19 protein-coding genes are annotated in these 24,025 nt (G+C 72.0%); 6 read left to right on the top strand and 13 right to left on the bottom strand.

Features of this window, described 5'->3' with window-relative positions; translation table 11 throughout:
- Positions 1-8: 8 nt before the first annotated feature.
- From ACIPEP_RS04725 to ACIPEP_RS04695, 7 genes are all read right to left on the bottom strand, one after another.
- Positions 9-554 carry a substrate-binding domain-containing protein gene (locus ACIPEP_RS04725; RefSeq protein ID WP_402716630.1) on the bottom strand — a complete coding sequence of 182 codons (546 nt, stop codon included), beginning with the start codon at positions 552-554 and terminating at the stop codon, positions 9-11.
- A 10-nt stretch (positions 555-564) separates the two neighbouring features.
- The gene (locus ACIPEP_RS04720) at positions 565-1,953 is read right to left on the bottom strand and encodes an MFS transporter (protein ID WP_402716629.1); all 1,389 of its coding nucleotides are present in this window, start codon (positions 1,951-1,953) and stop codon (positions 565-567) included.
- A 73-nt stretch (positions 1,954-2,026) separates the two neighbouring features.
- Positions 2,027-3,172 carry a cystathionine gamma-synthase gene (locus ACIPEP_RS04715; RefSeq protein ID WP_402716628.1) on the bottom strand — a complete coding sequence of 382 codons (1,146 nt, stop codon included), beginning with the start codon at positions 3,170-3,172 and terminating at the stop codon, positions 2,027-2,029.
- 47 nt (positions 3,173-3,219) lie between these two features.
- On the bottom strand, positions 3,220-4,584 hold the full coding sequence (locus ACIPEP_RS04710) for a cystathionine beta-synthase (protein ID WP_070418392.1): 1,365 nt from the start codon (positions 4,582-4,584) through the stop codon (positions 3,220-3,222).
- 10 nt (positions 4,585-4,594) lie between these two features.
- A complete protein-coding gene (locus ACIPEP_RS04705) occupies positions 4,595-6,028 on the bottom strand; it encodes a mechanosensitive ion channel domain-containing protein (RefSeq protein ID WP_402716627.1) in 1,434 nt (477 codons plus the stop codon).
- Positions 6,025-8,250, bottom strand: a complete 2,226-nt coding sequence (locus tag ACIPEP_RS04700) for an adenylate/guanylate cyclase domain-containing protein (protein WP_402716626.1) — start codon at positions 8,248-8,250, stop codon at positions 6,025-6,027. Before ACIPEP_RS04700 ends, ACIPEP_RS04705 begins: the two co-directional genes overlap by 4 nt.
- A gap of 229 nt (positions 8,251-8,479) precedes the next feature.
- Positions 8,480-10,375 (bottom strand): ABC transporter ATP-binding protein, encoded by a 1,896-nt coding sequence (locus ACIPEP_RS04695; protein ID WP_336698548.1) that lies wholly within the window; start codon positions 10,373-10,375, stop codon positions 8,480-8,482.
- A 92-nt stretch (positions 10,376-10,467) separates the two neighbouring features.
- Between ACIPEP_RS04695 and ACIPEP_RS04690 the strand changes: the two genes are divergently transcribed.
- Positions 10,468-11,937: an amino acid permease gene (locus ACIPEP_RS04690; protein ID WP_402716625.1), complete on the top strand. Its 1,470-nt coding sequence runs from the start codon at positions 10,468-10,470 to the stop codon at positions 11,935-11,937.
- Between the two features lie 175 nt (positions 11,938-12,112).
- Here the strand turns inward: ACIPEP_RS04690 and ACIPEP_RS04685 are convergent, their stop codons facing one another.
- The 5 genes from ACIPEP_RS04685 to ACIPEP_RS04665 form a co-directional block, all read right to left on the bottom strand.
- Positions 12,113-13,030, bottom strand: coding sequence for a hypothetical protein (locus tag ACIPEP_RS04685; protein ID WP_402716624.1), 918 nt, complete (start codon positions 13,028-13,030; stop codon positions 12,113-12,115).
- Positions 13,031-13,307: 277 nt separating this feature from the next.
- The gene (gene rplL, locus ACIPEP_RS04680; RefSeq protein WP_022907351.1) at positions 13,308-13,691 is read right to left on the bottom strand and encodes a 50S ribosomal protein L7/L12; all 384 of its coding nucleotides are present in this window, start codon (positions 13,689-13,691) and stop codon (positions 13,308-13,310) included.
- Positions 13,692-13,742: 51 nt separating this feature from the next.
- On the bottom strand, positions 13,743-14,258 hold the full coding sequence (gene rplJ, locus ACIPEP_RS04675) for a 50S ribosomal protein L10 (protein ID WP_070418388.1): 516 nt from the start codon (positions 14,256-14,258) through the stop codon (positions 13,743-13,745).
- 269 nt (positions 14,259-14,527) lie between these two features.
- Positions 14,528-16,204, bottom strand: coding sequence for a sensor histidine kinase (locus ACIPEP_RS04670; RefSeq protein WP_402716623.1), 1,677 nt, complete (start codon positions 16,202-16,204; stop codon positions 14,528-14,530).
- A gap of 10 nt (positions 16,205-16,214) precedes the next feature.
- The gene (locus ACIPEP_RS04665; protein ID WP_031274250.1) at positions 16,215-16,955 is read right to left on the bottom strand and encodes a response regulator transcription factor; all 741 of its coding nucleotides are present in this window, start codon (positions 16,953-16,955) and stop codon (positions 16,215-16,217) included.
- Between the two features lie 105 nt (positions 16,956-17,060).
- Here ACIPEP_RS04665 and ACIPEP_RS04660 point away from each other — a divergent pair, with 105 nt between their 5' ends.
- The 5 genes from ACIPEP_RS04660 (at position 17,061) to ACIPEP_RS04640 (ending at position 22,658) form a co-directional block, all read left to right on the top strand.
- The gene (locus tag ACIPEP_RS04660) at positions 17,061-18,137 is read left to right on the top strand and encodes an acyl-CoA dehydrogenase (protein WP_402716622.1); all 1,077 of its coding nucleotides are present in this window, start codon (positions 17,061-17,063) and stop codon (positions 18,135-18,137) included.
- Positions 18,134-19,492 carry a PIG-L family deacetylase gene (locus ACIPEP_RS04655; protein ID WP_402716621.1) on the top strand — a complete coding sequence of 453 codons (1,359 nt, stop codon included), beginning with the start codon at positions 18,134-18,136 and terminating at the stop codon, positions 19,490-19,492. Before ACIPEP_RS04660 ends, ACIPEP_RS04655 begins: the two co-directional genes overlap by 4 nt.
- Positions 19,489-20,217: a glycosyltransferase gene (locus ACIPEP_RS04650; RefSeq protein WP_402716620.1), complete on the top strand. Its 729-nt coding sequence runs from the start codon at positions 19,489-19,491 to the stop codon at positions 20,215-20,217. The genes ACIPEP_RS04655 and ACIPEP_RS04650 overlap by 4 nt, the downstream gene beginning before the upstream one ends.
- Positions 20,218-20,304: 87 nt before the next feature.
- Positions 20,305-21,843 carry an ABC transporter permease gene (locus tag ACIPEP_RS04645; protein ID WP_070418383.1) on the top strand — a complete coding sequence of 513 codons (1,539 nt, stop codon included), beginning with the start codon at positions 20,305-20,307 and terminating at the stop codon, positions 21,841-21,843.
- Between the two features lie 83 nt (positions 21,844-21,926).
- Complete coding sequence (locus ACIPEP_RS04640; RefSeq protein ID WP_229087103.1) at positions 21,927-22,658, top strand: ABC transporter ATP-binding protein; 732 nt, start codon at positions 21,927-21,929, stop codon at positions 22,656-22,658.
- Between the two features lie 116 nt (positions 22,659-22,774).
- Here the strand turns inward: ACIPEP_RS04640 and ACIPEP_RS04635 are convergent, their stop codons facing one another.
- Positions 22,775-23,707: a TolB family protein gene (locus ACIPEP_RS04635; protein WP_402716619.1), complete on the bottom strand. Its 933-nt coding sequence runs from the start codon at positions 23,705-23,707 to the stop codon at positions 22,775-22,777.
- Between the last annotated feature and the right edge of the window lie 318 nt (positions 23,708-24,025).

The following is a 24,025-nucleotide window of genomic DNA, read 5'->3' as shown; positions in this document are numbered from 1 at the left end:
GACGGACGTCAGTCGGTCGTGGGCTTCTCGCCGCGCTGGAGCGACTCGACCACGTCGACGGCCCCGCTGACGAGGTCGGCCTGGTCGTCGCCGGCCGGTACCCGGTAGTCCGCGGAGACCCCGTCGCCACCCGTGCCGCTCGTCGGCAGCGGGTCCCCCAGCGACACCACGACGACACCGGCGTCGTGCGCCGTCTGGATGACCCCGGTCAGCGCCGAGGCGTCGACCGCCCGCACGAGCAACGCCTTCGCGCCCGTGCGGACGAGCTGGTCCACCGCGGTGCGCTGCGCGGCGGCGGACCCGTCGGCCGGTGCGACGCGGACGTCCGGGTCGAAACCGGCGTCGGTCAGTCCGGACCGCAGGTCTGCGCCGAGCGTGTCCTGCCCGGGTTCGAGGACCACGCCGATGACCGCGTGCCGGTCGAACCCGCCGTCGGAGCTGGTCAGGTCCGTGCTCTGCACCGGCGTGGGCGCGGCCGACGTCGTGCCCTGGCAGCCGGCCAGGGCGAGGGCCGCACCGATGACGACGGTGGCGGTGAGGACGCGGAGGAGCACGACGGCCACGCTACCCGCCCACCGCGACGACGGACGGTGCCGGGACGGGGCCGAGGCGACGGACCGCGGCGACGGCGAGCACCGCGATCAGGGTCATGCCGCCGAACACGAGCGGGAACGACATGGCGGCGTCGGCACCGCCCGTCCCGATGAACAGCAGCCCGGTGACGGCGAGCCCGATCACGCTGCCCGAGGCGTCGGCGATGGTCAGGGCCGAGCTCGCGAACCCGTCGTCGCCCTCGCCGGAGAAGCGCAGTGTCAGCATCGAGGTCCGCGGGTAGATCGCCCCCATGCCCGCGCCGCCGACGAACCACCCGACCACGAGCAGCCACCACGGCAGGCCGAACGTGGCGACCGTCAGCGCCGTGAGCAGGCTGACGAGCACGAGCGCGAGACCGATCGCGAAGGTCCGGGTCGCGGTGAGCCGTTCCTCGCCCAGCCGTCCGTGCAGCCAGCTCGACCCGGCCCAGCTGAGTGCCGCGACCGTCAGCGCGAGCCCCGCCGCCGAGGAGGACAGGCCGTCCTTCGCCTGCAGCAGGAACGGCACGTACGCCTCGCTGCCGAAGAACGAGGCGGCGACGAGCCCCCGCAGCAGGATCACCGACGGCAGCCCGGGGGCGGCGCGGAAGGTGCCGGCGGGCAGCAGCGGGCGGAGTGCGAACCACGTTCCGACGAGGCCGATGAGCACGGCGGCGACCCGCGCCCACGCGCCGAGGTCCGGGGCGACGTTGAGCAGCAGGATCGCCACCGCGGCGGCGACCGACCAGCCGATCCGGGACCGCTGCCACGCCGGACGGAGCTCGGGTGCGGGTGGGTGCAGCCGGCCGAGGGTCGGGACGAGCAGCGAGAACGCGCCGATCGCGATGACGAGTGCACCGGCGAACACCCAGTGCCAGTTCCCGACGTCGGTGACGATGCCCGCGAGCGCCGGACCGACGAGCGCCGGCACCACCCACGCGGCGGCGAACCCGGCGAACACCGGGCCGTGCAGGTCGGCGGGGAAGATCCGGGCGACGAGGACGTAGAGCACGACGTCGATCGCACCGGCACCGAAGCCCTCGACGAGCCGGCCGACGAGGAAGACCTCCATCGTCGGGGCCAGCATGACGACGGCGGTGCCGACGGCGAAGAGGCCGGCCGACACCCACGCCACGATGCGTCCACCCGCGCGGTCGGTCCAGTTGCCCGCGAGGACCATGCCCGGCACGCCGGCAGCCAGGGGTGCGGCGAAGGCCAGCGCGTAGAGGGTCTCGCCGTCGAGGTCGCGGCTGATCTCCGGCATGACGGTCGTCATCGCCAGGTTCTGGAACGCCGCGACCGCGACGATCGCGACCATGCCGACGGTGGCGAGGGCGTACGGTCCGCTGAACAGACTGGTCCTCGTCGCCGCGGTGCTCACCCGATCATCGTAGGGCCGCCCACCGACGCCGGGCGGGCCGCCGAGGTCGGGCCCGCCACCGCCGTCGAGCGGGTCAGCGCGCGAGCGCCTGCTGCAGGTCCGCCACGAGGTCGCCGGCGTCCTCGATGCCGACGGACAGGCGCACGACGTTCTCCGGCACCGCCAGCTCCGTGCCCTTCACCGACGCGTGCGTCATCTCGGACGGGTACCCGATGAGCGACTCGACCCCGCCGAGCGACTCGGCGAGCGCGAACACCTCGGTCGACTCCGCGAAACGGCGCGCCGCCTCGGGCCCACCGCGCAGCGCGACCGAGAGCATGCCCCCGAAGCCGCGCATCTGGCGTGCCGCGACGTCGTGGCCGGGGTGCTCCACGAGCCCCGGGTAGTACACGCGCTCGACACCCGGCGCACCGACGAGTGCCTCGGCCACCGCCTGGGCGTTCCGCGAGTGCCGCTCCATCCGGACCGCGAGGGTCTTGATGCCGCGCGTGGTGAGGAACGCGTCGAACGGCGACGAGATCGCCCCGGCGCCGAACTGCAGGAACTGCACCTTCGCGGCGAGCTCCTCGTCGGCGAGCACCACGGCGCCGCCGACGACGTCGGAGTGGCCGCCGAGGTACTTCGTCGTCGAGTACACGACGACGTCGGCGCCGAGCGACAGCGGCTGCTGCAGGTACGGCGACGCGAAGGTGTTGTCGACGACGACCACGGCACCGGCCGCGTGGCCGATCTCGGCGAGCGCGGCGATGTCGGCGATCTTCATGAGCGGGTTCGTCGGGGTCTCGACCCAGAGGACGGTCTGCGCCGGAGCACCCTCGAGCGCGGCACGGACGCGGTCGGTGTCGCTCATGTCGACGACCACGAGCTCGACGCCCCACGGCACGTGCAACCGGCTGACCAGGCGGTGGGTCCCGCCGTACACGTCGTTGCCCATCACCACGCGGGCACCGGGGACGAGCGTGGCGCGCAGCAGAGAATCCTCGGCGGCGAGCCCGGACGCGAACGAGTACGCCGCGACGCCACCGTCGAGGTCCGCCAGGAGGGTCTGCAGCGAGTCGCGCGTCGGGTTGCCGGCGCGGGAGTACTCGTAGCCGTTCCGCATGCCGCCGACACCGTCCTGCACGTACGTCGACGTGAGGTGGATCGGGGGGATGACGGCGCCGGTGGGGCCGTCGGGCTCCTGGCCGGCGTGGACGGCGCGGGTGCTGAACTCGGTCATGCGGGCTTCGTTCCTCGTTGGGTCGGGGGCGTCACGCGGGACGCGGGTCACTCGGACAGGTAGGCGAGCAGGTCGTGGCGGGTCAGCACGGTGACGGGCTTGCCGTCCTCGACGACGAGCAGGGCGTCCGCCGACTCGAGCGCACGTCGCGCCGACGAGACCGACTCGCCGACGCCGATGAGCGGGAGCGGGTCACCCACGAACCCGGACAGCGCGTCCGTCATCTTCGCGGCGCCGGTGAAGACCTGCTCGAGCAGGTCCTTCTCCGCCACCGCGCCGACGACCTCGCCGATGACGACGGGCGGTTCGGCGCTGAGCACGGGCATCTGCGAGACGCCGTACTTCGTCATGATGTCGACGACCTCGCGCACGGTGTCCGCCGGGTGGGCGTGGACGAGGTCGGGCAGCCGGCCGTCCTTGCCCGCGATGAGCGACCCCACGGTGCGCTCGTCGTCGGTCTCGGCGAAGCCGTAGGAGCGCATCCACCGGTCGTTGAAGATCTTGCCGAGGTAGCCGCGGCCGCCGTCCGGCAGGAGCACCACGACCACGTCGTCCTCGGTGAGGTCGCGGGCGGCGCGGAGCGCGGCGACGACCGCCATGCCGCTCGAGCCACCGACGAGCAGGCCCTCTTCACGGGCGAGCCGACGGGTCATCGCGAACGAGTCGGCGTCCGACACGGCGATGATCTCGTCGGGGACCCCGGGGTCGTACGCGGTCGGCCAGAAGTCCTCGCCGACGCCCTCGACCAGGTAGGGGCGACCGGTGCCGCCCGAGTAGACGGAGCCCTCGGGGTCGGCGCCGACGATGCGGACACGGCCGTCCGAGGCCTCCTTCAGGAAGCGTCCGGTACCGGAGATGGTGCCGCCGGTGCCGACACCCGCGACGAAGTGCGTGATGCGCTGCTCGGTGTCGCGCCAGATCTCCGGACCGGTGGTCTCGTAGTGGCTGCGCGGGCCGTTCGGGTTCGCGTACTGGTTCGGCTTGTAGGCGCCGGGGATCTCGCGCACCAGCCGGTCGGACACCGAGTAGTACGACTCCGGGTGCTCGGGCGGGACGGCCGTCGGCGTGACGACGATCTCGGCGCCGTACGCGGTGAGCACGTTCCGCTTGTCCTCGCCGACCTTGTCGGGCAGGACGAACACGCAGCGGTAGCCGCGCTGCTGGGCGACGAGCGCGAGGCCGACACCGGTGTTGCCGGAGGTCGGCTCGACGATCGTGCCACCGGGGCCCAGGTCGCCGGAGGCCTCGGCCGCGTCGATGATCCTGGTGGCGATCCGGTCCTTCGACGACCCACCGGGGTTGAGGTACTCGACCTTCACGAGGACGGTCGCGCGCACCCCCTCGGTCACCCGGTTGAGCTTGACGAGCGGGGTGTCGCCGACGAGGTCGACCACGGAGTTCGCGTAACGCACGCGGTCGAGTCTAGGCGGCGGACACCGTCTTCCGCTGGGATGCGACGTGGGCGGACACCGCCGCGGAGACCTCCTGCCGGCGGCGGTCGATGACCTCCCCCATGTCCCGGGCGAGCGCCGGCGTGCCGCGCACGATCTGGTCGAGCGCGGTGGCGGGCACGACCAGCACCGCGACCTCGGTGAGCGCGACGGCGGTGGTGAGCAGCGCCTCCCGGGTCAACGCCGTCTGCCCGAGGTAGTCGCCGGTCTCGACGCGGGTCGCCGGCAACTCGACGTCCTCGAACGGGACGCGCAGGTCGACGCTGCCGGACAGGACGAACCGGACCGCGTCCGGCACCGTGCCGGCCGTGACGATCGTCTCGCCGGCGGCGTACCGCTCGAGCCGGACGAGCGGTGCCAGCGCGGCCCCGTCGTCGCCCGTCAGGTACAGCGTGGGCGCGATCGACGCCAGGGCGGCGTCCCGACGCTCGTCGGTGACGAAGTCGTCGGTCGTGTCGCCGTCGAGGCCGAGCCCTGCGCGCCGGGCCGCGTACCAGAGCCACATCCGGAACTGGGCGAGCGCGTCGCCCTCCTGCGACGGTCCGCGCACCTCGAAGGACACGGTGTACGACGATCCGCCGGTCGGCACCGCCACCGGCTGCGTGCCGGGGTACCGCTGGGGCAGGCCGGACGCGACCCGCTGCAGCAGGGCGACCACCGCTGCCGGAGGGTCGTCCGTCGTGAACGTGACGTCCGTGGCGACCGGGAACGTGCCTCCTGTCCGGCTGAGGTTCGTGAACGACGCCCCCGCCAACGAGGAGTTCGGCATGATGAGGATCCCGGCGCCCGTGTCGATGTGCACCGACCGCCAGTTCACCTCGACCACCCGGCCGCGCACGCCACCGGCGTCGAGCCAGTCCCCCAGCCGGAACGGCTGCTCGAACAGCAGGAACAGCCCGGCGATCACCGGGCCGACGGCGGACTGCAGCGCGAGGCCGATGACGAGCGAGCCGACACCGAGCGCGGTGAAGATCCCGCCGACGTCCGCACCCCAGACGATCTTGAACACCAGCGCCAGCCCGAGCGCGATGAGCACGATGCGGGCGATGTCCACGAAGATCGACGGGATCTTCTCGCGCCAGGTGCCCTTCCGGGCGTTCGTGAACAGGACGATGTTCAGCCCGTTCAGGACGAACACGATCACGAGGAACCCGAGCACGGTGCCGATGATCTGGTTCACCACGGGCCTGCCCGGGTCGACCGCGTCGGTGACCTGGACGGACAGGACGAGGATCGCGATGATCGGCACCACGGCGTTCCGCAGCAATCCGACCACCTTGTGCAGCGAGTTGCCGCGCCGCTCGAGGTTCGACTGCAGCTCGGTCAGGACGAGCAGCAGCAGCGGCAAGCCGACGATGACGCTGATCGCCGGCCAGAACCACGGCTGCTCCCAGAACGCGGTCACGACGCCGCTCCGGTGCGCTCGAGCTTCCAGACCCGCTGCGGGCCGGCCTGCGTCTGCACCTCGCCGGCATCCTGCACGCCCCCGCGGTCGCCGAGCTTGTCGACCACGCGCTGCGTCGCGTACACCCCCGGCGCCGGGGCGATCCCCTGCACCCGGTACGCCAGGCTGACGGCGTCGCCCCACATGTCGTAGACGATGCTCGAGCGGCCGACGAGCCCGCTCGTGACCTGACCGGTGTCGATGCCGGCGCGCAGCCCGATCTTCGACCCGTGCTGCGCGTTGAAGCGCTCGAGCACGCCCTGCGCCTCCTCCGCCCAGTCGACGACGCGGCGGACGTTGTCCACGCGCGGCACGCTCAGGCCGCAGCTGGCGAGGTACCCGCTCCGGGTCGTGCGCACCCGCTCGACGCCGTGGCGGGTGGCCGCCTCGTCGAGGGAGCGCCAGACGTCGTTGACGAGGGACAGGGACTCCTCGGCCGTGAGGCCGGCGGCGAACTCGTCGAAGCCGATGATGTCCGCGTAGACGACGGCGACGTCCTGGTGGTCGGCCGCGATCGTCTCGTCGCCCTGCTTGTAGCGACGGGCGACCTCCTCCGGCATGAGCGTCAGCAGCAGGGTGTCGTTCTGCCGCCGCTGCTCGTCGAGCAGGTCCTGCTTCACCTGCAGGCTGCGGCTCATGTCGTTGAACGCGAGTCCGAGGTCGCCGATCTCGTCGCCGGCCTTCGTCTGCACCTCGACGCCGAGGTCGCCGGACGACACCCGGTTCACCGCCGTCTGCAACCGCCGGATCGGCCGGACGAACACCTGGGCCAGCAGCAGGGACAGCAGGCTGACGAGGACGATGATGCCGACGAGCGCGAGACCGATGTTCCGGGCGAAGTCGTTCACCGGTGCGAACGCCTCGGCCGTGTCCATCTGCGCGACGACGACCCACCGGAGCCCGTCGACCTCGAGCGGCGCGTACGCCGCGAGCACTTCCTTCCCGCGGTAGTCGGTCGAGATCACCGTCCCGGACTTCCCCTGCAGCGCCCGTGTCACCGGCGTCGTGTTCACCTCCTGCAGGAGCACGGAGCCCTTCACCGCGACCTGGCGGGCCGCCGTCGACGGCGCCGTCCCGGCAGCGACGACGTCGCGCTGGTACTGCTTCGGGTGCTCGATGAGCTGGCGCGGGTACGACCGCATGAGGTGGTCGGCACCGACGAGGTACGACTCCCCGGTGTCCCCGAGGCCGTCGTCCTTCCACTGCTCGTTGCCCGTCATGACCTGCGTGATGAGGTCGACCGGCACCTGGACGGCCATCACCCCGATGATCTTGCCGTCCTCCCCCACCGGCGACATCACCCAGAGCGTCGGGACGTTGAGGCTCGGCACGTACCGCGCGAAGTCCGTCACCACGAAGTCGTCCGAGCTCGTCAGCTGCAGTGCCTGCTGGTACCCGGTCGCGAGGTTCGAGTCGCGGTAGGGCCCGCTCTCGAGGTCCGTGCCGAGGTCCGCGCCGGAGTACGCCGAGTACACGACGTCCCCGTCGGTGTTCATGAGCAGGAGGTCCTCGTACCCGGCGGCCTCGACCGCCTGCTTGAAGTACGGCTGGTACTCGGCGTGCGCCGCCGACCACGCACTGCCGTCACCGGCGTCGTCCTGGTCGATGGCCTTGTCGTAGTCGGTGAACGGCGCCGTGTACCGCGCCTGCAGGTAGGCCTGCGGGTCCTCGGTCGGCGCGAACTGGTCCGGGTTGGCGGTGCCGCCGTTGCGGTCGTCGAGCTGCGGGACGAAGGAGTCCCGGTACCAGTCCTCGACCTTCGTGTGGTCGTCGTCGGACACCGGCCGCGACTGCAGGTCGTCCCACCCCGACTCGAACGCCTTCGTCGCGCCGATGACGCTCTCGTTGCGGGTCTGCGCGACGACCGTCTGGGTGAACTGGCCGAACGAGCGCTGCAGTTCGGTGATCCTCGCCTCGCGCAACGAGGTCACCTGGTTGAACGCCGCGGCCTCGAGCGAGCTCCGGCCGTTCAGGTAGCCGACGACACCCACGACCAGCGCCGCCACGATGCTCACCGCGAGGAGCATCACGAGGAGCTTGGACTGGATGTCGAGGGAGCCGCTCGTGAGGAACGCGCGGAACTTCCCCTTCTTGCGGGGCGCGTCCTCGACGACGCGTGGTGCATCGGGGGCGATCGTGCCCGTCGGCGGGATGGGGTCGGACGTCGGTGGGACAGCTGTCACTTCGGACTCCGCTCAGGGGCACGGTGCGCTTGCGTGTGGTTCCTTCACAGCTACCACACGAGCATCGTTCGTGTCCGCTGGGTCGGCCGGAAACTGCCGTGGTCGCGACCCGGCGACGGACGGGAGGCGCGGTGCGGGCCCGCACCGCGCCTCCCGTCTCGCCTGCGGTGCGCTCGGCGGGTGCGCGCTCGGCGGGTGCGCGCTCGCCTGTGCGCGCTCGCCTGGTGTGTCAGCTGCCGACGGCGTCGGCGGGGGCGTTCTGCTGGTGGTGCAGCATCGCGTAGGTGCCGTCCCGTTCGAGGAGCTCCTCGTGCGTACCCTGCTCGACGATCCGCCCGTGGTCGAGCACGAAGATGACGTCGGCGTCGCGGATCGTCGAGAGCCGGTGCGCGATCGAGATCGTCGTCCGGCCGGCCGCGGCGTTGTCGAGGGCCGTCTGCACGACACGCTCGGAGATCGAGTCGAGGGCGCTCGTCGCCTCGTCGAGCACGAGCACCGGCGGGTCCTTGAGCAGCACCCGCGCGATCGCGATCCGCTGCTTCTCGCCGCCGGACAGCCGGTAGCCGCGCTCCCCGACGACCGTCTCGTAGCCGTCCGGGAACGAGGCGATCGTCTCGTGGATGTTCGCCGCGCGCGCGGCCTGCTCGATCTCGTCGTCGGTCGCGTCCGGCTTGGCGTACCGCAGGTTGTCGCCGATGGTGGCGTGGAAGAGGTAGGTCTCCTGGCTGACGATGCCGACGTGGCGCATGAGGTCCTCGTGCGCCAGCTCGCGGACGTCCTGCCCGGCGAACCGGACCGAGCCCGCGGTCGCCTCGTACAGCCGCGGCACGAGGTACGACACGGTCGTCTTCCCCGCACCCGACGGCCCCACGAACGCGGCGAACTGACCGGGCTGGAGCTCGAACGACACCCCGCGGAGGGTCGGCTTGTCCGCCTCGCCGTCCGGGTAGGTGAACGTCACGTCGTCGAAGGCGACGTGCCCCACCCGGGACTCGTCGACGGGCTTCGCCGTGGGCGGGTCCGTGATGGCGGGCTTCAGGTCGAGGTACTCGAAGATGCGGGCGAACAGCGCGCCGGAGGTCTGCAGGTCGAGGACGACCCGGAGCAGACCGACGGTCGGGAACAGCAGCCGGGACTGCACGGTGGTGAAGGCCACGATCGTGCCGGCCGTGATCGGCACGTCGCCGATGATGAGGTACGCGGCGACGACGTAGATGATCGCCGGGATGATCGACAGGAAGATCGACACGATCGCGAAGAACCACTGACCGGACATCTGCTGACGGACCTGCAGGCGGATCTGGTTGCGGTTCTCGTTGCCGTACCGCTGCGTCTCCGCACGCTGCTGGTTGAAGCTCTTCGCGAGCAGGATGCCGGAGACGCTCAGGGCCTCCTGCGTGATCGCGGTCATGTCCGACAGCGACTCCTGTGTCTGCGCGGCGATCTTGGCGCGGACCTGGCCGACCCGTCGCTGCGCGATCACGAGGAGGGGCAGCAGGACGACCGCGACGAGGGTCATCTGCCAGCTGAGGAGCAGCATAGCGACGACCGCGGCGATCACCGTCACCGTGTTGCCGAGGATCGACGAGATCGTGTTGTTGAGCACGCTCGCGACGCCACCGACGTCGTTCTGCAGGCGGGACTGGATGACACCGGTCTTGGTGCGGGTGAAGAACGCGAGCTCCATGCGCTGGAGGTGTCCGAACAGCCGCATGCGCATCGCACCCATGACCTTGTTGCCGACCGTCGCGGTGAGGTAGGTCTGCCAGACGCCGATCCCCGCGCTCGCGATCCAGAGCACCACCATGGCACCGACGAGGACGTACAGCACGGGCAGGTCCGGCCCGCCGCCGCCCTTCGGGAAGAGCCCCTCGTCGAACGCCCGCTGGGTGAGGAGCGGCGGGACGACGGAGATCGCGGCGCCGATCAGCACCAGCACGACGGTCAGGATGATCGCGTTCCGGTGCGGCACGAACAGCCCGGCGATGCGCTTGAGGAGGTTCGGGATCTTGGGCGCCTCGGCGTTGGCGGCCTTCTGCGCCTCGAAGTCGCCGCTGGAGATCCGGCCGCCACCGCGACCGCCACCGCCACCGCCACCGCCACCGCCGCGCATCCCGCCGTGCATGCTCACGATGCGTCACCCCGATCCATGCTGCAAACCTAGCCCCGGGGTGGGACATCGGGCCGCCGTGGCTCATTTGACCCCGTTCAGGGGGCATGCGACCATTTCCCGTCCCCTTCCCCGCACCACTCGAGGTCCCATTGACGTCCGCGCCCACCCGCCCCACGTCCCTCCGCGCACAGCTCGCCCGACGGAAGCCGATCGAGCAGCTGCAGGCCGAGGCCTCGGCGGGGGTGGACGGCGAGCCGCTCCGGCGGTCGCTCGGGGTCTGGCACCTCACGATGATCAGTGTCGGCGCCACGCTCGGCACCGGCATCCTCGTCGTCCTCGGGACCGCTGTGCCGCTCGCCGGTCCCGCGGTCTGGATCTCCTTCGTCGTCGCCGGTGTCGCCGCGCTCCTCTCGGCGCTGTCGTACGCCGAGATGGCGGGTGCCGTGCCGACGTCCGGGTCGAGCTACTCGTACACCTACGCCACCATGGGCGAGGGCATCGCCTGGGTGTGCGGCTGGTGCCTCGTGCTCGAGTACGCCGTCTCCGTGGCCGCCGTCGCGGTCGGCGCGAGCGAGTACGTCGACGAGACCCTGCGGGTGTTCGGGCTGCACCTGCCGACCGCACTGTCGGCGCCTCCGGGCGAGGACGGCGTGGTCAACCTGCCGGCCGCCGTCCTGGTGCTGCTCGCCACGGCGGTCCTGCTCCCGGGTGCGCGCGAGAGCGCCTGGGTGAACACGGTCATGGTCATCGTGAAGATCGCCCTGCTCGTGTTCTTCGTCATCGTGGCGTTCTCGGCGTTCCAGGCGCAGAACTTCGAGCCGCTCGCACCGATGGGTGCCGCCGGGGTCACCGCGGCCGCGTCCCGGCTGTTCTTCTCGTACATCGGGTTCGACGCCGCGTCGACCGCCGGGGAAGAGGCGAAGAACCCGCGGCGGGACCTCCCCCGCGCGATCATCGGGTCGATCGCGCTCATCACGGCGCTGTACATCCTCGTCGCGATCGCGGCCGTCGGCGCCCGCTCGTGGACGTCGTTCTCGTCGACCGAGGCCTCGCTCGTGCGCATCGTCGTCGACGTCACCGGGCAGCCGTGGGTCGCCCTGGTGTTCTCGATCGGCGCCGTCATCGCGATCGCGAGCGTGGTGCTCACCGTGCTCTACGGACAGACCCGCATCCTGCTCACGATGGCCCGCGACGGACTCGTGCCGAAGGTGTTCGGCCGGGTGTCGCACCGCACCGGCACCCCCGTCTGGAACACCCTCATCATCGGGGTCGTCGTGACGATCGTCGCCGCACTGGTGCCGCTCGGGGAACTCGCGGACGCGACGAGCATCGGCACGCTCGTGGCGTTCGCCCTCGTGAACGTGTCGGTCATCGTGCTCCGTCGGGCCCAGCCGTCGCTCGAGCGGTCGTACCGCGTGCCGCTGTTCCCCGTCGTGCCGATCATCGGCGCGCTCTGCTGCGTGCTGCTCGCGGTGTTCCTCGGCATCGGCACCTGGATCGCCTTCGGCATCTGGATGGTCGCCGGCGCCGCGCTCTACCTGGCCTACGGCCGCCGCCACAGCACGCTGCGCTGACGCGCGCGCCGCGCCCGCCGGCCGCCGGCCCGTCGACCGCCCGCCCGCTGCGCCGCTCGTCCGCGAAAGCGACAGGTTCCCGCCGGGCTTCGGCGCGAACGTGTCGCTCTCGCCGCACAGACGTCGAGCCTCGGCGGCAGCGTGTCGCTTCGGCGGGTGATCACAGGCGTCGCGGTCATCGACACGGAACGCCGTGCGTGCGGAACAGCGCCCGCAAGCGCTCAGGGTCGACCAGGTGTGACCAGTCCGCGCGGACGACGCCGTGCACCTCGCGTCGGGACCGGATGCGATCTTCGCGGCGCTTCTCGGCCCAGAGGACATCGTGCGGGTCCCGACCGCCGAGCATGCGCGGGTCCTCGTACTTCTGGCGCCCGTCGAACTCGATCACGATGCCCTGCCGCGGAAGCCAGAAGTCGACCCGATCCACCGTTCCGTCTAGGTGGACGAACTCGTGCTGCGGTTCGAGGTCGGGACATCCGAGCTCTGCGGCGCGGGCCGCGAAGTAGGACTCCCCGACCGACTCGTGGCGCACGTCGGCGATCGCGAAGGCGTGCTCGAGCCGCGAGGATCCCCACGGTCCGGCCTCCGACGCGAGGCGTTGCAGCTCGACGAGCTGCTCCCCCCGACGGAGCGCGTGGTCGATGGCCACGACGGCGGCGGAGAGTGAGCCGCGACGGGCGATCTCGATCGTGGTCGCCGCGAGCGAGGCGTACGGGACACCCCAGAACAGACGTCCGGACCGCAGCGTGGTGCCGGCGTGCAGCGTCAGGTCGACGCGGTGCACGTCGTGGTCGAACGACGGCACCACCGCTCGGACGCGGGTGGTCCACGGGTCGATCCTCGGCAGACCGTGCACGGCGGCCGCTGACTCGAAGGCGAACACGGCGCCCGGGCGGAGCAACGGAATGGCCGAGCGCATGCGGACGAGGTGCCGTGACCGACCGTCGAGCGCATCCCATGCAGCCCGTTCGACGTACACGCCGTGGCGGACCCGCACCAGCTCGTCCGCGGCGCGCCGACGTTGGAGGTGTCGACCGGCCGCTCGGTCGAGCCGGGTCGTACGGAACAGTTCGATCGCGTTCGCAGGGTGCATGACGGCACCTTGTCGTCTTGGACGCGCGTGGAGGCGGTCCTGCGCCGATCTGTGGACAGGTGCCGTGCCTCCTGGCCTGCCCCGCTCGTGCGCCCAAAGCGACACTTCACAGCTGAGTCGCGACGAGGGTGCCGCCAAAGCGACACATCGGCGCGTGCATCCGACGGCAGAGTGTCGCTTTCGCGGAAACGCCCCGCAGCCCCCCCCCCCCCCCCCCCGCACGCGACGAAGGCCGCCGCCCCGAGGGGCAGCGGCCTTCGTGACCGAACGGTCGAGACTACGCGAGCTCGATCGTGGCGCCGGCGGCCTCGAGGGCCTCCTTCGCCTTGTCGGCCGTCTCCTTGTTGACACCCTCGAGGATCTTGGCGTCGGCGGTCTCGACGAGCGCCTTGGCCTCACCGAGGCCGAGCGACGTCAGGCCACGGACCTCCTTGATGACCTGGATCTTCTTGTCACCAGCGGACTTGAGGACGACGTCGAACTCCGACTTCTCCTCAGCAGCCTCGGCCGGGGCGCCGGCGGCGGCCGGAGCGGCAGCGGCGACCGGGGCGGCCGCGGTGACCTCGAAGACCTCTTCGAACTTCTTCACGAAGTCCGAGAGCTCGATGAGCGTGAGCTCCTTGAAGGCCTCGATGAGCTCGTCCTGCGAAAGCTTCGCCATGATTTTCTCCTACTACTAGCTAGATCGTGTGGTTGTGGAACGCGAGCCTGATCAGGCCGCGGACTCCTGCTTCTCGCGAAGGGCGTCCACGGTGCGGACGGCCTGCGAGAGGGGGGCCTGGAACAGGTACGCAGCACCGAACAGCGAGGCCTTGAAGGCGCCGGCGAGCTTGCCGAGCAGGACTTCACGGGACTCGAGGTCGGCGAGCTTGTCCACCTCGGTCGCGGAGAGCGGGTTACCGTCGAAGTAACCACCCTTCACCACGAGCTCGGGGTTCGCCTTGGCGAATGCACGCAGCGACTTCGCGACGGCGACGGTGTCACCGTGGACGAAGGCGAGAGCGGACGGACCGGCGAGCTCGTCGTCGAACGACGAGATGCCGGCGTTGTTCGCCGCGATCTTGGTCAGCGTGTTCTTCACCACGGCGTACGTGGCGTGCTCACGGATCGAGTTGCGGAGCTCCTTGAGCTGCGCGACCGTGAGACCGCGGTACTCGGTGAGCAGAACGGCGTTCGAGCTACGGAAGGACTCCGTGAGCTCGGCGACCGCAGCTTCCTTGTTCGCCATGGTTCTCCTTGGGGTTCTTGCCGGCAGCCCCAGGACTCCACCACATGAAAAAAGCTCCGGCGCAGAGGCTCGGAGCTGCTCCCCCGCGAACGGAAGGAGAGGTTCGGAACACCTGCGCGGGCTGCCTCATGAGTGAGGACCTTCGTTCGCGCTGCGAGCAGCACGACAACCGGCGGTCTTTGGCTTCGAGAACTGTAGCACGGCACGACAGTCGCGACCAACCGTCGGACGGGAGGCGCGGTGCCGGCCCGCACCGCGCCTCCCGTCCGTCAGTCGGTGGCGGACGGGACCGGGGTCGCCGACCAGTCGTCGGTCGCATCCCCGGACGAGGAAGCGGACGAGGAAGAGGAAGCGGACGAGGAAGAGGAAGCGGACGAGGACGAGGAAGCGGACGAGGAAGCGGACGCGGACGCGGACGACGCAGCAGGCCCAGCGGCCGCTGCCGACGCACCGCCAGCCGCGGCCACGGACGATGCCGCGGCCGACGCCGCCTCGGTCGCCGGCCGCTCCGACGGCAGGTGCACCGTGAACACGGTGTCCCCCGGCTCGCTCGTCACGTCCACGGACCCGCCGTGCGCCTGCACGACCGCGTCCACGATGGCGAGCCCGAGCCCCGTCGACCCCGCGGTGCGCGAGCGGGAGCTGTCGGCGCGGGCGAACCGCTCGAACAGCTTCGGCAGGAACTCCGGGTCGATGCCCTGCCCGGTGTCCCGCACGGTCAGGTCCACGCCGGTCCCCGAGGCCGACGGCGCGAGCCCCACGGTGATGCGGGTGCCGTCCGGGGTGTGGGTCCGGGCGTTGGTGACGAGGTTGACGATCACCTGGTGCAGACGCGCGGCGTCGCCCACCACCGTCACCGGGGTCGACGGGACGTCCACCTCGATCGGGTGGTCCGGCGATGCCGCGTGCGCGTCGTTCACCGCGTCGAGCACGAGCCCGGTGAGGTCCACGTCGTCGAACTGGATCTCGCGGCCCTCGTCGAGTCGAGCGAGCAGCAGCAGGTCCTCGACCATGCTCGTCATGCGCTTCGACTCGGACTCGATCCGGCTCATCGCGTACACGACGTCCTTCGGCAGGTCCGCACCCATCCGACGGGTGAGCTCGGCGTACCCGCGCACCGATGCCAGGGGCGTCCGGAGTTCGTGCGACGCGTCGGCGACGAACTGGCGGACCTTCTGCTCCGAGCGTTCGCGGGCCTGCATGGCGCCGGCGATGTGGCCGAGCATCCGGTTGAAGGCGCTGCCGACGCGGCCGACCTCGGTGCGGGGGTCGGTGTCGGGCACGCGGACGTCCTGCAGGGCGTCGCTGCGCTCGAGTGGCATGCGGGCGACGGTCGAGGCGGTCTCGGCGACCCGTTCGAGCGGCCGCAAGGACCGGCGGACGACGACCGCGGCGACGACGGACGCGGCGACGAGCGCTGCCGCGACGACGATGATCACGACGAGCAGCAGCGACCGGACGCTCTCGTACACGGGCGACATCGGGAGTCCGACCACGAGGACGGCGTTGCCGAGCACCGGGTTGTCGACCTGCACGGCGGCCACGCGGTAGCGGCCGAGCGATCCGCCGAGGTCCATCGTGGCCGGGTCGACGCCGACCTTGACGTTGCCCAGACGGTCGAGCTGCGTCGTCGTGAGCTGCAGCCGCGAGCTGTTGTCGGTCAGGACGATCCCGCCCGCGCCGCCACCGGAGAAGTAGTACGCGGTGAGGGTGCCGGCCGCCTGGCCGAGGGGTTGCAGGGCGTCGTCGTTCGGGCGCTGCCCGTTCGGGTTCTGCTGTCCCTCGCCGAACTTCGTGCTCGCACGGTCGGTCGCCTTCGAGAGCTGGCTGTCGATCGTGCCCGTCTGGATGGACGCGAGCGCGATGATGCTCCCGGCACCGATGACCGCACTGACGGCGACGACGAGCGCGACGATGCTCAGGACGAGCCGACGACGGAGGGTCACTGCACCGACCTCAGGACGTGGGCTTGATGACGTACCCGACGCCGCGCACGGTGTGGATCATCGGGGTCTCGCCAGCGTCGATCTTCTTGCGCAGGTAGGAGATGTAGATCTCGACGACGGAGGACTTGCCCCCGAAGTCGTAGGACCAGACGCGGTCGAGGATCTGCGCCTTCGACAGCACGCGGCGCGGGTTGCGCATCAGGAAGCGGAGGAGCTCGAACTCGGTCGCGGTCAGCTCGATCGGCCGACCGGCGCGGGACACCTCGTACGACTCCTCGTCGAGCACCAGGTCGCCCACGACGATGCGCGAGTCGCCGGCCTCGGAGATCGAGATCTGCGAGCGACGGATGAGCCCGCGGAGCCTCGCCACGACCTCTTCGAGGGAGAAGGGCTTCGTGACGTAGTCGTCGCCGCCCGCGGTGAGACCGGTGACGCGGTCCTCCACGGAGTCCTTGGCGGTGAGGAACAGCACCGGGGTGTCGTCGTTGTTCTGCCGCAGCCGGCTGAGCACCTGCAGCCCGTCGAGGTCCGGCATCATCACGTCGAGCACCATCGCGTCCGGCTTCCACTCGCGCGCCGTGCTCAGTGCGTCCTGGCCGCCGTTCGCGCTCTTGACGTCCCAGCCCTCGTAGCGGAGCGCCATGGACAGGAGGTCGGTGAGGCTGGCCTCGTCGTCGACGACGAGGATGCGCAACGGGGTTCCGTCGGCACGCGTGAGGCGCGGGGCTGCTGCAGGCTGGGAGATGGTCACGTCTTCGAGTATCGAGAGTTTCCTATGAGCGGTCTGTGGAGCGCCCCTCGGCGCTCTGTGGATTCCCGAGCAGGCACTCGGCGTCCGCTCCGTACCGTGAGCGCCATGCTCCGATCCTCGGCCTGGCCGGCCTCCGCCCGATCCGTCGACACCGCGCGCATCGAGGAGTCCGCCCGGATCGCAGGCGGTCCCGGGAGGCGCGGCGCGACCCCGGCGGACCGGCTCGCGTTCGCGCGGTCGGTCGCCTCCACCGCCCCGCTGCTGTCCGCGGGGACGGCCGGCGGGTCCTTCGCCGCGCTCGCTGCCGTGGCGGCCGCGGACGTCGCGCTCGCACGCACGGTCGAGCCGCACCTCGACGCACTCGGCATCCTCGCGCAGGCCGGGGTGGACGCTCCGGAGGGGTCGACGTGGGGCGTGTTCGCCGCCGAGGGCCCGGGGCTGCGGCTCACGGCGACGTCGGGCGGGTCGGGCGGCTCGTTCGCGCTCGACGGCACGAAGCCGTGGTGCTCCCTCGCGTCGAGCCTCTCGAACGCGCTCGTCACCGCCCACGTCGGGGACCACCGGCAGCTGTTCGCGGTGGACCTCCGGCAGGACGGTGTGACGGTGCACGACGAGGCCTGGGTCGCCCGTGGCATGCCGGACGTGCCGAGCGGCCCGGTCGACTTCGCCGGGGTGCACGCGACGCCCGTCGGCGCTCCCGGCTGGTACCTCACGCGTCCGGGGTTCGCCTGGGGCGGGATCGGTGTCGCGGCGTGCTGGTGGGGTGGCGCGGTCGGACTCGCCCGGGTCCTCCGCTCCCTGGTGGTGTCCCGGCCCGAGTCCGAGCTGCTGCAGGCCGCCCTCGGCGCGACGGTCGCCGACCTCGCCGACGCCGAGGACGCCCTCGCCGACGCCGCGGCCCGGATCGACGGCCCGGGCACCGACTCCGGCGCCGCGTCCGCCCCGACCTCCGACGACGACTGGTCGCTGCTCGCCCAGGTCGTGCGCTCCCGGGTCCGTCGGGCCGTCGACGCCGTCCGGGAGCGGGTCGTGCGGACGATCGGCCCCGCTCCCCTGACCTCGGACCCGGCGGTCGCCGCGCGCGTCGCCGACCTCGAGCTCTACGTGCTGCAGGACCACGGCGATCGGGACCTCGCCCGCACCGGCCGCATCGTCGTCGAGCGCGGCGGTGTCGCGTGGTGAGCTTCGACCACCGCGAGCCGGGCACCGACCCCGCCGACTGGACGCCCTTCCTGCGGTCGGTGCCCTCGCTTCCGGTGCGGCTCGACGGGGTCGCCGCGGTCGTGGTCGTCGCGCCGCACCCCGACGACGAGACCCTCGGCGCCGGCGGGCTGATCGCGTCCGCCGCGGACGCCGGTGTCCCCGTGCACGTGCTGCTCGTGACCCGCGGCGAGGGCTCGCACCCGGACTCGCCGAGCACCTCCCCCGAGCGGCTCCGGGCGATCCGGGACGCCGAGTTCCGGGCGGCGCTGGCGGCACTCGCCCCCGCGGCGAGCGCGACGGTCCTGGACGTCCCGGACGGTGGGCTCCGTGAGCACCCGGACGTGCTCCGGGCGGCGCTCACCGAGCGGGTCGGGCCGGTCGACGGTCCCGTGCTCGTCGTCGCGCCGTGGCGTGGGGACGGGCACCGGGACCACCGCATCGCGGGCGAGGTCGCCGCGGACGTCGTCGCGGGCACTCCGGGAGCGGAGCTGCTCGAGTACCCGATCTGGGCGTGGCACTGGGACGACCCGTCCGACCCCGCGGCGCCCTGGGACCGGGCCCGGTCGCTGGCGCTGTCGTCGGCGGTCCTGGACCGGAAGCGCGCCGCACTCGACGCCTACCCCTCGCAGACGCGGCCGCTCTCGCCGGCCCCGGGCGACGAGGCGATCGTCGACGCCCGGCACGCCGCGCACCACCTGCGGCCGACCGAGTGGTTCTTCGCCGTGTCCGCGGTGCAGTCGTCCCGCTCCCGGGAGTCCTTCGACGCCCACTACGAGCGGAAGCCGGAGGGCTGGGACTTCGAGGGCTCCTGGTACGAACGGCGGAAGCGTGCCGTGACCCTGGCGGCGCTCCCCCGCGAGCGGTACCGGTCCGCGCTCGAGCTCGGCTGCGCGACGGGGGTGCTGACGGCCGCGTTGACCGAGCGCGCCGACGCCGTGCTCGGGACCGACATCGCCGCAGCACCGCTGGAACGTGCCCGGCTGCGTGCGCCGGCCGCCCGGTTCGTCCAGGCCGAGCTGCCGTCGGAGTGGCCGGGCGGTCGATGGGACCTCGTCGTGGTGTCCGAGGTCGGGTACTACCTGTCGCCGGCGGACCTCGACGCCACGATCGACCGGGTGCTCGGTTCCCTCGACGACGACGGTGTCCTCGTCGCCTGTCACTGGCGGCACCCCGACGACGACGCCGTGACCTCGGGTGACGCCGTGGACGCCCGGATCGCCGAGCGGTGGCCGCGGCCCGCGCTCGTCCGGCACGTCGAGGAGGACTTCGTCCTGAGCGTCTTCCCCGGTCCGTCGGTGGTCTCCGTCGCGACGACGGAAGGGCTGACCCCGTGACGCTCCCCGCACGCGTCGACGTCGTCGTGCCGGCGCACGACGAGGAGGACGGCATCGGCGGCTGCGTCGAGGCCCTCGCCGTCGCGGTCCGGGTCCTGCGGCGAGCGCACCCCACCGTCGAGGTGTCGGTCGTGGTCGTCCTGGACGGGTGCACGGACCGGACGGCGTTCGTCCTCCGGTCGGCGGCGGCCGCGGACCCGCTCTGGACCGAGGTCCCCCTCGAGGTCGTCGAGACCGCGCACCTCGGCGTCGGACGAGCACGGGCCGTCGGGACCACCCGTGCCCTCGCGACGGGACCGGAGCCGTCCGCGCGGTGGACGGCCCACACGGACGCCGACTCCCGCGTCGACCCGGGCTGGCTCGTGCAGCAGGTCGAGGCCCACGCCGACGGCGCGCACGTCCTGGTGGGGGCCGTGGTCCCGGACCCGGACGACCTCGACCCCGTGGTCCTCGCCCGGTGGACGCACGCGCACCCGCCGGGGTCGACGCTCGGCCACGTGCACGGTGCGAACCTCGGGCTGCGGGGGGACGTGTGCCTGGCGATCGGCGGCTTCGACCCGGTGCCCGAGCACGAGGACGTCCGGCTCGTCGAGCGTGCACGAGCCCTCGGGTTCGACGTGCGCGCGACGACGGACCTCCCCGTGGTGACGAGCGGCCGGTTCGACGGTCGGACACCGGGCGGCTACGCCGAGCACCTCCGCCGGACGTACGGCGACGCCAGCTGAGGCTTCATCGGAAGTTCTTGGGATCCCGCAGCGCCGCTCATCGACTGCCTCCCTACGGTCTCCTCGACCCCAACACCGAGGAGAACCATGTTCCTGACCTACCTCAGGCGCGAACTCACGAACCGCAAGAAGCAGACCGTCATCATCGCGATCGGCATGGCGCTCGCCATCGCCCTCGTGGTCATCGTGTCCTCGATCGCGGGCGGCGTGAAGGCCGCGCAGGCGAGCGTGCTGCAGTCCGTCTACGGCGTCGGTACCGACATCACCGTGACGAAGACCGAGACCCCGACCGGCTCCGCCACCGGACGTCCGAGCTTCGACTTCGGCAGCCAGGGCAGCTCCGGCAGCGGCAGTGGTTCGACCGACCTGTCGCAGTCCCGGCTCGCCGTCTCCCGCGGGTCCAGCACGCTCAGCGCGTCGGACGTACAGACCGTCACGAGCACGAGCGGAGTGAAGGCCGCGACCGGTGTCCTGACCCTCGAGAACAGCACGTTCTCGGGCCAGGTGCAGCAGCAGTCCGACAGCAGCAGCAGCTCGAGCGACAGCAGCGGCACCGGGACCCAGCAGGGTCCGCCGAGCGGCGGCGAGGGCGGCGGCGGCTTCGGCGGCGGGTCGTTCAGCGTCGACTCGTTCACCGTCACGGGCATCCCGGTGTCCGGTGACACCGTCGGGCCACTGACGAGCACCGAGCTCACGAAGGGTCGCGCGTTCACGTCGGCGGACGCGGGCAAGGACGTCGTCGTGCTCGACGCCGCCTACGCGAAGAGCGAGTCGAAGGCCGTCGGCGACACCGTGTCCATCGGCGGGAAGGACTTCTCGGTCATCGGCATCGTGTCGTCCACCGGTTCGTCGTCGACCACCGGTTCGAACACGTACATCCCGCTGGACACCGCGCAGGCACTGGCGGACCTGGACGGCAAGGTCACCTCGATCTACGTCTCGGCGTCGTCCTCGTCGGACGTCGGCACGATCAAGTCCGCGCTGCAGAAGCAGCTCACCAGCGCCACCGTCTCGACCGAGGCCGACCTCGCATCGAGCGTCTCGGGCTCGCTGAGCACCGCCTCGAGCCTCGTCTCGAACCTCGGCACCTGGCTGTCGATCGTCGTCCTCGCGGCGGCGTTCCTCATCGCCATCCTCTTCACGATCTCCGGCGTCACCCGACGCACGCGGGAGTTCGGCACCCTCAAGGCGATCGGCTGGTCGAACGGCCGCATCACGCGCCAGGTCGCCGGCGAGTCCCTCGTCCAGGGCATCATCGGCGGCGTGATCGGTGCGGCCGCTGGACTCATCGGCATCCTCGTCGTGAACGTCATCTCCCCGACGATCTCGGCGAGCGCCTCGTCCACGACGAACCGCGGCGGCATGGGCGGCGGCGGGATGCCCGGCGGCGCGGCGACGGCGGCGGCCGGCAGCGGCACGACCGGTGGTGCCCCCGCCGGTGGGTTCGGCGGCGGCGGTGCGAGCACGGCCTCGACGACCGACGTCGTCCTGCACGCCCCCGTCACCGTCGAGGTGATCCTGCTCGCGATCGGCCTCGCCGTGCTCGGCGGCCTCATCGCCGGCGCACTCGGCGGCTGGCGGGCGAGCCGGCTCCGTCCGGCCGAGGCACTCCGGAGCGTGGCCTGATGCCCGGGCCGACCACCGGCACGACCCCCGTCGTCGCCGGCCCCGACAGCACCGCATCGACACCGGAACCGACAGGAGCCCCCGTGACCAGCATCGACACCGCGCCCTCCGCTGCGGAGGCGAGCCGCGCCTCCAGGCCGATCTACGCCCTGAAGAACGTGAGCAAGACGTACAAGCAGAAGAACCGGACCGTCACCGCGCTGACGAACGTCGACCTGACCATCCCGCAGGGGCAGCTCGTCGCGATCCAGGGGCCGACCGGCGGCGGCAAGTCGACCCTGCTGCAGATGCTCGGCGCGCTCGACCGTCCGAGTGCCGGCAGCGTGCTCCTCGGTGACCAGGACGTGGCGAAGCTCGGGGACGGGGCGCTGACGAACCTGCGGGCGACCGAGATCGGGTTCGTCTTCCAGAGCTTCAACCTCATCCCGACGTTGACGGCGCTGGAGAACGTCGAGACCGCGTTCGCCGGGTCCCTCGCGAACCGGTCGCGGTCGGAGATCCGCGACCGTGCGACCGCGGCGCTCCGGGAGGTCGGCCTCGGCGAACGGCTCGACCACCTGCCCGCGGAGCTGTCCGGCGGGCAGCAGCAGCGCGTGGCCATCGCGCGGGCGCTGGTCAAGAACCCGAGCGTGCTGCTGGCGGACGAGCCGACCGGTGCGCTCGACGAGGCGACCCGTGACGAGATCATGGGCCTCATCGAGAAGCAGTGGAAGGAGCGCGGGCTCACCGTGGTCATCGTCACGCACGACTCGTGGGTGGCGAAGCGGGCCGAGCGCCGCCTGCACATCAAGCAGGGTCAGGTGCGCGAGGTGTAGGCGGGGTCGTCGCCGGCCGCCGGGGCCGCTGGCTCCGCCGGTGTTTCGCGCTGAGCGACAGTTCACGGGCCACCGAGCGCGTGAACTGTCGCTCAGCGCGTGAACTCGCGGCGCCCCTACGCCGCCGGGTAGTCGCAGTACGCGAACCAGCGCGAGTCCGGCGACCACGGCGGCACGTTCACGGTCCCCTGCCCGCCCTCGAGCGTGACGAGGGTCTCCGGCTGGACGGCGATCCGGGCACCGCGCACGAGCGAGCCGGGCAGGAGCCGGAGCTCCACGCGGTGGTCAGCGGGGTGGCCCTGCACGCCGGGCTCGTACGACAGGTAGAGCAGATGGGCACCGTCCGGCGAGACGTGCGGGAACCAGTTCACCCGGTCGTCGTTCGTGATCCGGACCGGGTCGGTCGCCCCGGGCCAGAGCGCGACGAGCTGCGCGGTGCCCGGCGTGAACCGCTCCGAGTTCCACACGAGCATGTCGCCCGCGAACGAGACGCCGTCGTCGGGGTGCTCGTCGCGGGTCGGGAACGTCGGGTCCCCGGTGGCCGGGTCGACGAGGGCGACGTCGGTGGTCCAGACGCCCTCCTCGGTGCGCTCCCCGACGATCGCCGCGAGGGTCTCGCCGTCGGGCGCGATGCCGTGCAGGTAGAACTTCCGGACGACCGGCAGCGCGGTGGTGACGTCGGTGAGGGTCGCCGCCGCTCCCCCGGCCGGCACGGGCACCCGGTACAGGTCCCCGTCGCGGGCGCTCACCACGACGGAGTTGCCCGAGGGGTCGAGCACATGGTCGTTGTTGATCTCGGGGACGCCGGGCATCGGGACGCGCACGAGGGCGGTCTCGTCGAGCACGGCGTCGCCGTCGGCAGGGGGCCGCAGCAGCCAGAGGTCGCCGTTCCCGTTCAGCACGAGGGTGCCGTCGGCCAGCACGTTCGGCGCCTCGACGAGCACCGAGCTCGACTCGAACACGAGCCGGCTCGTCCGGCTCTCGACGTCGTACACGTGCACCCGGCTGGTCTGTCCCGGCAGCAGTTGCCGCCCGCGTGGCTCGCTCATGATCCCATCCTGTCCGGATTTCGTCCGCCGAGTCTCGCCCCGGCGGACACCTTCGTGGCCTCGCGGACGCGAAAGCGTCCGCCCGGCCGAGTCTCGCTGCCGGCGCACGCACGCGCGCACCAGCGCTCGCACGGACGGGAGGCGGGGGGGGGGGGGGGGGCCCCCCCCCCCCCCCCCCCCGCGGGGCCGCGCCCCCCCCCCCCCCCCCCCCCCCCCCCCGCGGGGCCCGGGGGCGGGCCCCCCCCCCCCGCCCCCCCGCGCCCCCGGGGGGGGGGGGGGGGGGGGGGGCCCCCCCCCCCCCCCGCCTCCCGTCAGGCG

It is taken from the genome of Curtobacterium sp. NPDC087082 (genome assembly GCF_044745045.1).
Taxonomy (GTDB): domain Bacteria; phylum Actinomycetota; class Actinomycetes; order Actinomycetales; family Microbacteriaceae; genus Curtobacterium.
The sequence above is the reverse complement of the archived record's forward strand: the minus strand, read 5'-3'. Positions and strand labels throughout refer to the sequence as shown.